The following is a 10,508-nucleotide window of genomic DNA, read 5'->3' as shown; positions in this document are numbered from 1 at the left end:
CAGCCGTGTGGAGTGTCAATTTTCACTTTTATCACTTTTTTTAATCATGTTTTTCAACTGCTCCACAAATTCAGGAACCGTGTCAATCAGGCGGTCATATAAATGGGTTTGTTTATCCATGTTTAACACACGGATTCCTTTTTCACCGACAACAAGAAATGCTACCGGGGTGACAGAAACGCCTCCGCCGCTTCCTCCACCAAACGGAAGCTTTTCCTGGCTTTTTTCAGCGGAATTTCTGGAATTTCCCCGCCCTTCCTGGTCATCCTCCTCTTTTTCATCCGAATGTCCTCTGAATTCACTTCCTCCCGCTGCAAACCCAAACCCGACTTTGGAAACCGGAATGATGACCTGGCCATCCTGCGTCTCCACCGGATCACCGATAATGGTATTGACATCAATCATTTCGCGAATATTTTCCATGGCAGTTTCCATCAAGTTTTGAATAGGGTGCTCAGACATTTATTGGATCCTCCCTTTCCGCATATGATCTGATAAACGTTTCACAGCAAGGATAGCATGCCCGATCCGGAACCGGATTATACTGTGAAAATAAGTTTCCAATATCGCTTCATTAAATCTCGGATCCACCTTCAACTCCGGTTTGGCATTCCACCGGATTTGATTTCCTAGCCAGCTGAGAAGCATCCACTTGATGCTCCATGCCAATCCGGTTAAAATCCCCGCTTCTGCTGCATCCCCCGTCCCGATCTTGGTGTTCCAGACAAATTTTTCACAAGTGATTTTTCCAAAGAACCACCGCATGATCCGCTGAAAATCATGAAACCGGTAAAGAATTTGTCGATATGCAAAATGAAGTTTCTTGATTTTCCGTTTATCAATTTGAACCGATTCCTTTTTCGGTTTGGTTTTGGCCTTGCCAATCTTACCGGTCACATTTTTCCTGGCGACCACCCCTTCATCCAAACCACTCCATTGGATACGCGGCAAATAGTATTGAAATCTGAGCAATCCGCCAAACATATTCACTTTGATTTTCCCGAAATCGTTTTGCGCTTCCCGTTTAAACAGCAATTCAATTTGAATGTTGGAAAACCAGGTTACAATAAAGAAGACCAACAGCATCACAAGAATGATCAGAAAAAAAATCAACCCCACCACCTGCCATCACTGGGTAGTTTGGGCAAGATGACGGGGGAATATACATTATTATCCAATGAAATTTGAAACCGCCCGGCCTTTTTTAAAAAATTCCGACCAATGAGATGCTAATTGCACTTTTTTCTTGAATATTGATGAATCAGTTCTTCAATTTCTTCAATTTTTTCGGTATGTATCAGCCGTTCGATGTTTTTCTCTTCAGACAATAATTGAGATAAATCCGACAATGCATGTAAATGCAGCTTTTGGTCGATGGCTGCCAGGATAATAATCAGATGCACCTCTTGTCCTCTTCCAAAAGAAACACTCTTCTTTAACCGCAAAAGACTCATGGATAACCGGTTCACTCCCGCATCCGGACGCGCATGGGCAATGGCCACATGGGGTGTCAACACCACATAGGGGCCCAGCGTTTCAATAATATGGATCATGGCTTTTACATATTCCGGCTCAATCCATCCTTTTTTTAACAGGGGTTCGGATGCATATTGAATCGCCTCTTTCCAATTGCGGACTTCCTCTTTTAAAACAATGGTGTCCCTCGTGATCAATTCATGTAACAAATTCAGCCTGCCTCCTCTCCGGTCCAGCCATTCACGTTTTTTCACCTTAAAAGCGTTTACAAAAACGGTACTTTTTCTTTTTTCGTTTTTTAAAAAAGGAGGCCGGCCGGCCTCCTTTAAACGGGAGATCCTTCATCCGTCTCCGGTTCCTCCGTTTGTTCCACACCCAAACGCTTAAACAAATCCTGGCGCTCTTGTTCCCATTCCTGCCAATCAAAGATGGATTCCGGCGGGGGGAGTTCTTCGATATCGTTCAGCCCGAAATAATCCAGAAAATCTTTGCTGGTTCCGTATAAAATCGGGCGTCCCGCTCCTTCCGCCCTGCCGGCTTCCCGAATCAACCCCTTCCGTGAAAGGACTTGCAACACCCGTTCGCTTTTGACCCCCCGGATCTCTTCAATCTCGACCCGCGTAATCGGTTGCCGGTATGCAATAATGGCAAGGGTCTCCAATGCCGCCCGGGACAGCCGCGAACGGTTCGGGGCTTGGGCCATCTTTTCAAAGTAAGGCGCATGTTCGGGCAATGTGGTCATTTGGTAAACCTGGGCCACTTTGACGATCTGAATACCTCTTTGCTGTTCCTTATAGTCGACCCTGAGGTCATGCAAACATTGTTCCACTTCGTGTTTTTCCAAGCCGGTCACATCGGCCAGTTCTTTTATGCTCATTCCTTCTTCTCCGGCTGCAAACAAAAGACCTTCCAGCACTGCTTTCATATCCCGGCTCATCTAAGGCTGCACCTCCGCCTGCAGTCGTTCCACCCGGATATCCCCGAACATATGCTCCTGATAACAAACGATCCTTTTTAATTTCATCAGTTCCAGAAGCGCCAAAAAGGTCGTGATCACCCGTTCTTTGGTGGCGGTTTTCCAATCGATCAGTTTGGAAAAGAGCAACTGCCCTTTTTCTGTCAAAAGCTCATCAATTTCATTCATCCGGTCACTGACCGAAATCTCTTCCCTGGTCAACTTGGCTTCCGGCTCATGGGTTTCCCGGTTTTTCAGCGCCTCAACAAATGCCTGCAACAAATCGTCCGGAGTAAGCCCTTCAACCGGATTGACTTCCGGCGTGTAGGCCGTCAGATCCATCGCCGGACGGGAGTAAATTTTGCTTCTTTCTTCTTCCCGCTGGCGCAACACTTCCCCCAAACGTTTATATTTCTTGTATTCCAGCAACCGTTCGACCAGTTCCGTCCGGGGATCTTCAAACCATTCATCCTCTTCCATCATAAAGTCTTCTTCCAAAACCTCTTGCTTGGGCAGAAGCATTCTGCTCTTGATGGCCAAAAGCGTTGCCGCCATGACCAAAAACTCACTGGCCACATCCAGCTTTCTCTCTTTGGCTTCGTTTAACACTTGCATATATTGTTCGGTGATTTGCGCAATCGGAACCTCATAAATATCCACTTCCGAGGTTTCGATTAAATGCAACAACAAATCAAGAGGCCCTTCAAACATATCCAGCTTAATTTTTACTTCTTCCATATGATAATCGTTACCCCATCAACGATTTAACTGTTTCATCAAATCAGCCATTTCGATGGCCGCCAGTGCACTTTCCCATCCTTTGTTTCCGGCTTTGGTACCAGCTCTTTCAATGGCTTGCTCAATGTTTTCGGTGGTGATCACTCCAAAAATCACCGGGAGTTGATGACGCACACTTGCAGCCGCCACTCCTTTGGAAACTTCATTGCATACATAATCGTAATGGGTGGTGGCGCCGCGAATCACACAGCCCAACGCGATCACCGCATCGTATTTTTTCGATGCAGCCAATTGATCGGCAATCAGCGGAATTTCAAAAGCTCCCGGCACCCAAACGATGTCAATGGCATCATCTTCAGCTCCATGGCGTTTCAAACCGTCAACGGCTCCATTCACCAATTTGCCGGTGATAAATTCGTTAAACCGTCCGGCGACAATCGCAAACCGCATTCCTGTTGCCACAAGTCTTCCTTCATATACATTCGGCATTCTTGTTTCCTCCTCTTTTTACAAATGCAACATGTGACCCAATTTTTCCTTTTTCGTTTCCATATAACGACGATTATTTTTGTTGGCGGGGATTTCCAGAGGAACCACCTCTGTCACTTCCAACCCGTAACCTTTTAAACCGGTGATTTTCCGCGGGTTATTGGTCATCAGGCGCATTTTCCCCACGCCCAAATCGCGCAGGATTTGCGCGCCAATCCCGTATTCACGCAAATCATCGCGGAATCCGAGACGCAGGTTGGCTTCCACCGTATCCAAGCCTTCTTCCTGCAGTTTGTATGCTTTTAATTTATTGATCAACCCGATTCCGCGCCCTTCTTGCCGCATATAGAGAAGCACTCCTTGTCCGGCTTCTTCGATTTTCCGCAGCGCGGCATGCAACTGGGGTCCGCAGTCGCATCGTTTGGATCCGAAAACATCTCCCGTCAAGCATTCGGAATGAACGCGGACCAAGACGGGTTGTTCCGGATCAATCTCTCCTTTGACAAAGGCGACGTGTTCTTTTTCGTCAATTTCATTGGTGTAACCGATCATTTGAAACTCGCCGTATTCAGTCGGCATCCGGACCGACACGACGCGCTCGATCAATGTTTCTTTTTGCCGCCGGTAACGGATGAGATCTTGAATGGTAATCATTTTCAATCCAAATTTCCGGCTCATTTCCTTCAAATCGGGCACACGGGCCATGGTTCCGTCTTCTTTGATCACTTCACAAATCACTCCGGCCGGATATGCCCCGCACAACCGCGCCAAATCAACGGCTGCCTCGGTGTGGCCTGCACGGCGCAACACACCGCCTTCACGGGCAATCAGCGGGAAAATGTGTCCCGGGCGCCGGAAGTCTTGGGCTCCCCGATTGGGATCGATCAATTGCATCACGGTAAGTGACCTTTCAAAAGCCGAGATCCCGGTCGAGGTTTCCATGGCGTCCACCGACACGGTAAAGGCCGTTCCGTGCCGGTCTGTATTGTGATGGACCATAAGCGGCAAATCCAATTCCCGTGCACGTTCTTCCGTCATCGGCACACACACCAGACCCCGTCCGTGGGTGATCATAAAATTAATGGCCTCCGGCGTCGCTTTCTCGGCGAGCACCACCAAATCCCCTTCATTTTCGCGGTCTTCGTCATCCACGACAATGATGATTTCTCCTTTTTTCAAAGCAGACAGAGCTTCTTCAATCGTATCAAAAGACATGGTATCCCCCCTTATCCGATAAATCCGTGTTCCTTCAGCATCTCCCGGGTGATCGGCGAACCGGAACCGGTTTTATTCTCAAACCACTTGTGCAGGTATTTTCCGATCATATCCACTTCGATATTCACCATGTCTCCCTGCTTTGCGTCACGCAATTGGGTGTGCTTGTAAGTATGCGGGATCAAGGAAACCGTAAAGTCATGGTCACGGACTTCCACAAGCGTCAAACTGATGCCATTGACGGCCACGGATCCCTTTTCAATCATGTATCGGGTCAATTGCGGGCTGGTTTCAATCCGGTACACGACGGCATTTTCATAAGGGGTCTTCGACAGGATGGTACCGACTCCGTCCACATGCCCCTGAACAAAATGGCCGCCCATTCGCTGCCCGGCGGCAACCGCCCGCTCCAGATTGACCGGATCCGACACATTCAACTTGCCGAGATTGGTCCGTTTCATGGTTTCCGGCATGGCATCGGCCATAAAATAGTCACTGCCCAGCCGGGTAACCGTCAAACAAACCCCGTTGACGGCGATGCTGTCGCCCAGTTGGGTGCCCTCCAAAACCTTCCGGCACTGAATGGTCAATTCCATGGTCAGCGGATTTTTCCGCAATTGCTTGATCCGTCCCACTTCTTCAATGATTCCTGTAAACACATTGACGCCCCCCTTTTAACCTTGTGCCGGCTTTTCATCAGAAATATATCCCGTGAGCAGGAAATCTTCCCCAAAGCGCCGGATCTCCGTGTGTTTCAAAGAAACAGCCTCCTGCATCCGTTCGGGATTGTCTCCCGCAATGGCACTTTTGCTGTCTTTGCCGCCCAATAATTTGGGGGCCAGATAAGCCATCACCTTTTGCACGTGGCCGCCCCGCAAAAAGGATGCATTGACCTGGCTGCCTCCTTCCACGATCAACGATAAAATCCCCTGCTGCCCCAAGTAAACCAACACTTCATCGATATCAACCCGGTCTTCGCTTTGGGTCACGATCACTTTGACCCCTTTTTCAATCAACCGGTCCACTTTGCTCCGGTCACAGCGGGGCGTTGTAAAAATCCAGGTCGGAGCATCTTCCGTGTTCACGATTTGCGCATCCAGCGGGGTGCGAAGCCGGCTGTCCAACACGATCCGCACCGGTTGCCGGACCGGCTCTCCGTCGATCCGTGCGGTCAATTGCGGGTCATCTGCCAAAACCGTTCCCACGCCCACAAGGATCGCATCGCTTTTTTTGCGGATTTGATGCACATGCGCTCTCGACTCACGACCTGTGACCCACCGGCTGTCCCCGTTGTATGCCGCGATCTTACCGTCCAAGGTGGTTGCCATCTTGAGCGTGACAAAAGGTTTTTTGGTTTTCCGGTGGTGAAAGTATGCTTCATTCAACCGCAAACATTCTTCACGCAAGATTCCTTCCACCACTTCGATTCCGGACTCGCGCAGCCGCTTGATCCCCTCGCCGGACACTTTTTCATCCGGGTCCACACACCCCACGACCACACGCCGGACCCCGGCTTCGATGATGCGCCCGGTGCAAGGCGGCGTGCGCCCGTAATGATTGCACGGCTCCAATGTCACATAAAGCGTACTGCCTCTGGCATCATCCCCGGCCATGTTTAAGGCATGGACTTCAGCGTGCGGTGTGCCGGCCTTTAAATGGGCTCCGGATCCGACAATCTGCCCGTCCTTGACCACGACGGCCCCGACCATCGGATTTGGGGAAGTTTGGCCCTCCGCCGCTTCAGCCAGTTGCAATGCCAAACGCATCCAGGTTTCGTGTGTCGTCAGCATCCTTCTCTCCTTATTCTTTATTGTCGAAGCAAATAAAAAACCTCGAATCTTTAATAATTCGAGGCAGTCACGGAAGAAACAGCTGTGTATCCTGAATGTAATAATTTTGCATACGGAAATAAGCCTTTAACAAATGTGAAAAAATTCACAGGTTAAAGGTACACATCTGTTCATCCTTCTCCCATCCAGACTTTCACTGTCGGTTTCGGAGTTGCACCGAATCCACCGCCAAAGCGGGTCACGGACTGAGGCAAACGAGCCATCACCGCCGGTCGGGAATTTCACCCTGCCCCGAAGGATGTGAAAAATCCATATCCAATTTTCACACCTTACCAATGAGTATAGCTTATCTTCATCAGATTGTCGATATCTCTTCTTTTTAAACAAAAAAGAATGAAGGTGAAATTCCACCTTCATTCTTTAGCTTGTCTGCCCGACTTCCGTCGACACATCGGGCAAATGCGTTTTTTTGCTCCAGGGCAAGCCGATTTGCATGCACATATACGAAAGGACGGCAAAGAACCCTGAAATAATGGTGGTATGCAACAACTCGGCCATTAATTTTCCGCCTGTCCAGACAATAATCGCACCGCTTAATGCCTGGAGCGTGATCAAAAGAAACGCAAGCCAACCCCCGCGCACCAAATCTTTCCGGTCCCGATGCTTCTTCAAAATGAAAATCAATGTGCCAAGGACAAGGAAAAAGAGCAAAAAGGCAAAATAACGGTGAAGCAAATGAATCTCCGCCAGGGAAGAAAAGCCGGGGAAAACGGTCGGGCCGCACAACGGGAAGGAATAGCCGCATCCCATCGTCGCCTCGGAATGGCGCACCAAAGCTCCCGTATACACCACGATATAAGTGTAGGCAGCCAAGCCCCAAAGCCATTTGGCAAGCGGGGTGTTTCGCATATCCATGAGCCCGTTCTTCTTTTCGGGATTGGACAATTGAAACAGATAAACCGTCAGCAAAATGACACTGGCAAAAGAAATAAGGGAAAAGCCGAAATGCAAAGCCAGCGAGAAGTTTTTGGCAAACGTGCCTTCAAAAACAACCGTCAATGCTCCGAGAACTCCTTGAAACACGACAAAAAACAAGCTTAAAAAACCCAAAACCTTTACTCGTTTATTCTCTTTAAACGCCATCCAGGACCAGACCGTCAAAATCAGGATCAACAACCCGTCCACTCCCGAGACGATCCGGTGGCTGTATTCAATCACGGTCTCCATCGGCAAACTTTCAGGGATCAGTTTTCCATGACAAAACGGCCAGGTGTTGCCGCAACCTTTCCCTGATTCCGTAGCGCTTACAATGGCTCCGATTGCCAACATGAAGTAAGCACCAATCGAAGTGATGATTCCGAATATCTGCAATGCGCGCAGTTGCTTCATCTGTTGATTCCCTCCCTCCGATGAGGAAAAATGTTCACAACTGATCATACCACAAATTTTGGTGAAAAGCCGCACAGGGACAAAAACGGCAAAAACTTATCACAACTCCGTAAAAAAAAGAGTGGAAACCCCCACTCATTTATGATTAGAATATACTTTTATGTGTTTTTATCATCCTTTGGGTTTAAAAATCGCCGCCGTCAAAAAGCCAAAGATGATGGCCGCAGAAATACCGGAACTCGTGATTTGAAAAATCCCTGACAACACCCCGATAAATCCGTTGCGATGCGCTTCCGACAATGCCCCGTGCACCAATGAATTGCCAAAGCTTGTAATCGGAACCGTTGCGCCGGCTCCGGCAAACTGGATCAACGGATCGTACAATCCGAATCCGTCCAACACCGCACCGGCCACCACCAATAAACTGAGGACGTGCGCCGGCGTCAAATTGGTTAAATCAATCAACAACTGTCCAATCACGCAAATTAATCCACCCACCAGAAAAGCAGCCCAATAAGAACCCATATTGCATACATCCTTTCTTGATCAATATCAAAAAAACATCCATTCCACAATGGAACCGGCCACTTTGCCGAGTGCCATTGCCAACAGAAAATAAACCATATAACCTTCCAGGTTCAAACGCCTTGCCATAATCGGGATGACGTTGACCACCTCTGTCAGCGCCGCCGCCAAAAGGCCGACAAACACCCCCATGAAAAGGCCGACGATCAGGGTGAAACCACCGGGCATCGAAAGCGACAGCGAACGAAAGTCCAACCAGGTAAAAAACAAAACGCCAAGTCCGATGCTGTACTCATAGAGGGCGATCATTTGCGGGGTCCTGGTCACTTGCGCCAGTCTCGGAACAATGTCAAGCACTGTGATAAAGGCGACAAAACCGCCACCGACCACCGTCCCTCCCGCCAGACCGATGAGGATGAGAAGCAAGTCATGGAACAGATTCATGACGACCGGAATCCTCTTTCCGCTTTTCATGATCGATCATGTATTGTTCAATGTTTTCCTGATACATGAACATCTCCAGTTCCAACGGACTTGGTTCTTCCTTCAACCGTTTTTTGATCAGGCGGTTAAAAAATACAAAAATGCCGATCCCGATTCCCAACGAATAAGGAATTTGCATGATCAAGGGGGATGATTTGTGTTCCCCGGTCACCAGATAATAAATACGTTCATGAACTTGTGGCATGCTGACGTCCATGTGGAAATTCATGATGGCCAATCCGGAACCGATAAATAAAAGAATCATCACCAACAGGACAAGAATAACCGAAGGCGGGCGGGAATGGCCGGAGATCTCAACCAATGTTTGCGGCGGCCCCGCATGGCGAACATCCAGTTCCGGAAAATGTTTGTGGATGATGTTCATGACATCCACCACATCGATCACATAAAAATTCCCATGCTGTACCTGCGGGTCATAAATGATCAAATCTTTGACTTTGCATGCAATTTCCTCTTTAGAATCCAACCGGGAAATATCTTTCAGATACAATGGTTGCCCGGGTTTTGTAACGGCCTTCTTTTTGAGGCGGATGGTTAACATGTCTTTCATCAGCGGGCAACTCCTTTAAACATCACTTAAGGTCATCCGTTAGTATGTGCAGAACCGGTCAAATATAAAAAAGCACCGTCAAGGTGCTTGAAGCCTGAAATTACCGGTTTTCTTTCTGGATATCCAGCTCCTGTCGCATTTTGGCAATAATTTTTTTTTCCAACCGCGAGACCTGAACTTGGGAAATGCCCAACCGGTTTGCCACTTCGGACTGTGTCTGGTCTTTGTAATAACGAAGATAAACGATTAACTTTTCACGATCGCTCAAACGGTGAATCGCTTCTTTGATGGCCAGCTTGTCAAACCAGGTGGTCACCGGCTCGTCGGCAATCTGGTCCATCAAGGTAATCGGGTCGCCGTCGTTTTCATATACCGTTTCGTGGATCGAAGCTGGAGCCCGGTTGGCTTCCTGAGCAAAAACAATCTCCTCGGGATCCACTCCCATCTCATTGGCGATTTCCTGAATGGTGGGCAAACGCCCGTATTTTTTGGACAAATGGTCTTTCGTTTTGCGGACGCGATTGGCCATCTCCTTTAACGACCGACTCACTTTCACCATGCCATCATCGCGTAAAAATCGCTGTATTTCGCCAATAATCATCGGAACGGCATAAGTGGAAAATTTCACGTCATAGTTTAAGTCAAATTTATCCACCGCTTTCAACAAACCGATACAACCGATCTGGAACAAATCCTCCGCCTCGTATCCGCGGTTCAAAAATCGTTGCACCACCGACCAAACCAACCGAATATTATGACGAATCAAACGGTTCCGGGACTCCATGTCCCCGTTTTGACTGGCCTGAATCAGTTCTTTCACTTCTTCATCCGACAAATGGCTGTGCCTGTTGTTGTATACATCCGGTTCCATAGGCAT

Annotated in this window: 14 protein-coding genes and 1 riboswitch; all 14 genes read right to left on the bottom strand. The window is 48.4% G+C overall.

What is annotated here, in order from left to right:
- Window positions 1–15: 15 nt before the first annotated feature.
- Entirely contained in the window at window positions 16–462 is a 447-nt protein-coding gene (gene ytfJ / locus H1R82_RS04400; RefSeq protein WP_181731633.1) for a GerW family sporulation protein, read from the bottom strand.
- Window positions 463–1,113, bottom strand: coding sequence for a DUF2953 domain-containing protein (locus tag H1R82_RS04395; protein WP_181731634.1), 651 nt, complete (start codon window positions 1,111–1,113; stop codon window positions 463–465).
- A 116-nt stretch (window positions 1,114–1,229) separates the two neighbouring features.
- Entirely contained in the window at window positions 1,230–1,685 is a 456-nt protein-coding gene (locus H1R82_RS04390) for a PTS sugar transporter subunit IIA (protein WP_181731635.1), read from the bottom strand.
- Window positions 1,686–1,801: 116 nt separating this feature from the next.
- A complete protein-coding gene (scpB, locus tag H1R82_RS04385; protein WP_232333870.1) occupies window positions 1,802–2,413 on the bottom strand; it encodes an SMC-Scp complex subunit ScpB in 612 nt (203 codons plus the stop codon).
- Window positions 2,414–3,169: a segregation and condensation protein A gene (locus tag H1R82_RS04380; RefSeq protein WP_181731636.1), complete on the bottom strand. Its 756-nt coding sequence runs from the start codon at window positions 3,167–3,169 to the stop codon at window positions 2,414–2,416.
- Window positions 3,170–3,187: 18 nt separating this feature from the next.
- Entirely contained in the window at window positions 3,188–3,658 is a 471-nt protein-coding gene (ribH, locus tag H1R82_RS04375) for a 6,7-dimethyl-8-ribityllumazine synthase (protein ID WP_181731637.1), read from the bottom strand.
- Window positions 3,659–3,676: 18 nt separating this feature from the next.
- Window positions 3,677–4,873, bottom strand: coding sequence for a bifunctional 3,4-dihydroxy-2-butanone-4-phosphate synthase/GTP cyclohydrolase II (locus H1R82_RS04370; protein ID WP_181731638.1), 1,197 nt, complete (start codon window positions 4,871–4,873; stop codon window positions 3,677–3,679).
- Between the two features lie 11 nt (window positions 4,874–4,884).
- The gene (gene ribE / locus H1R82_RS04365; RefSeq protein ID WP_181731639.1) at window positions 4,885–5,532 is read right to left on the bottom strand and encodes a riboflavin synthase; all 648 of its coding nucleotides are present in this window, start codon (window positions 5,530–5,532) and stop codon (window positions 4,885–4,887) included.
- A gap of 15 nt (window positions 5,533–5,547) precedes the next feature.
- On the bottom strand, window positions 5,548–6,663 hold the full coding sequence (gene ribD / locus H1R82_RS04360) for a bifunctional diaminohydroxyphosphoribosylaminopyrimidine deaminase/5-amino-6-(5-phosphoribosylamino)uracil reductase RibD (RefSeq protein ID WP_181731640.1): 1,116 nt from the start codon (window positions 6,661–6,663) through the stop codon (window positions 5,548–5,550).
- Between the two features lie 169 nt (window positions 6,664–6,832).
- Window positions 6,833–6,966: riboswitch (FMN riboswitch) on the bottom strand.
- Window positions 6,967–7,083: 117 nt separating this feature from the next.
- Complete coding sequence (locus H1R82_RS04355; protein ID WP_181731641.1) at window positions 7,084–8,052, bottom strand: COX15/CtaA family protein; 969 nt, start codon at window positions 8,050–8,052, stop codon at window positions 7,084–7,086.
- A gap of 171 nt (window positions 8,053–8,223) precedes the next feature.
- Window positions 8,224–8,577: a stage V sporulation protein AE gene (gene spoVAE / locus H1R82_RS04350; protein WP_037997515.1), complete on the bottom strand. Its 354-nt coding sequence runs from the start codon at window positions 8,575–8,577 to the stop codon at window positions 8,224–8,226.
- A 27-nt stretch (window positions 8,578–8,604) separates the two neighbouring features.
- Window positions 8,605–9,021: a stage V sporulation protein AB gene (locus tag H1R82_RS04345; RefSeq protein WP_181731642.1), complete on the bottom strand. Its 417-nt coding sequence runs from the start codon at window positions 9,019–9,021 to the stop codon at window positions 8,605–8,607.
- On the bottom strand, window positions 9,005–9,631 hold the full coding sequence (locus tag H1R82_RS14835) for a stage V sporulation protein AA (RefSeq protein WP_181731643.1): 627 nt from the start codon (window positions 9,629–9,631) through the stop codon (window positions 9,005–9,007). The genes H1R82_RS04345 and H1R82_RS14835 overlap by 17 nt, the downstream gene beginning before the upstream one ends.
- Window positions 9,632–9,731: 100 nt before the next feature.
- A complete protein-coding gene (gene sigF, locus H1R82_RS04335; protein ID WP_181731644.1) occupies window positions 9,732–10,502 on the bottom strand; it encodes an RNA polymerase sporulation sigma factor SigF in 771 nt (256 codons plus the stop codon).
- Window positions 10,503–10,508 lie beyond the last annotated feature (6 nt).

This window comes from Thermoactinomyces intermedius (assembly GCF_013912365.1).
Classification (GTDB): domain Bacteria; phylum Bacillota; class Bacilli; order Thermoactinomycetales; family Thermoactinomycetaceae; genus Thermoactinomyces; species Thermoactinomyces intermedius.
This window is presented reverse-complemented; position numbering and strand designations above follow the sequence as displayed.

Excerpts from the sequence above, each read along its gene's own strand:
- ytfJ (WP_181731633.1), bottom strand. The coding sequence starts at position 462 with ATGTCTGAGCACCCTATTCAAAACTTGATGGAAACTGCCATGGAAAAT.
- scpB (WP_232333870.1), bottom strand. The coding sequence starts at position 2,413 with ATGAGCCGGGATATGAAAGCAGTGCTGGAAGGTCTTTTGTTTGCAGCC.
- H1R82_RS04380 (WP_181731636.1), bottom strand. The coding sequence starts at position 3,169 with ATGGAAGAAGTAAAAATTAAGCTGGATATGTTTGAAGGGCCTCTTGAT.
- ribH (WP_181731637.1), bottom strand. The coding sequence starts at position 3,658 with ATGCCGAATGTATATGAAGGAAGACTTGTGGCAACAGGAATGCGGTTT.
- H1R82_RS04370 (WP_181731638.1), bottom strand. The coding sequence starts at position 4,873 with ATGTCTTTTGATACGATTGAAGAAGCTCTGTCTGCTTTGAAAAAAGGA.
- ribD (WP_181731640.1), bottom strand. The coding sequence starts at position 6,663 with ATGCTGACGACACACGAAACCTGGATGCGTTTGGCATTGCAACTGGCT.
- H1R82_RS04355 (WP_181731641.1), bottom strand. The coding sequence starts at position 8,052 with ATGAAGCAACTGCGCGCATTGCAGATATTCGGAATCATCACTTCGATT.
- spoVAE (WP_037997515.1), bottom strand. The coding sequence starts at position 8,577 with ATGGGTTCTTATTGGGCTGCTTTTCTGGTGGGTGGATTAATTTGCGTG.
- H1R82_RS04345 (WP_181731642.1), bottom strand. The coding sequence starts at position 9,021 with ATGAATCTGTTCCATGACTTGCTTCTCATCCTCATCGGTCTGGCGGGA.
- H1R82_RS14835 (WP_181731643.1), bottom strand. The coding sequence starts at position 9,631 with ATGAAAGACATGTTAACCATCCGCCTCAAAAAGAAGGCCGTTACAAAA.
- sigF (WP_181731644.1), bottom strand. The coding sequence starts at position 10,502 with ATGGAACCGGATGTATACAACAACAGGCACAGCCATTTGTCGGATGAA.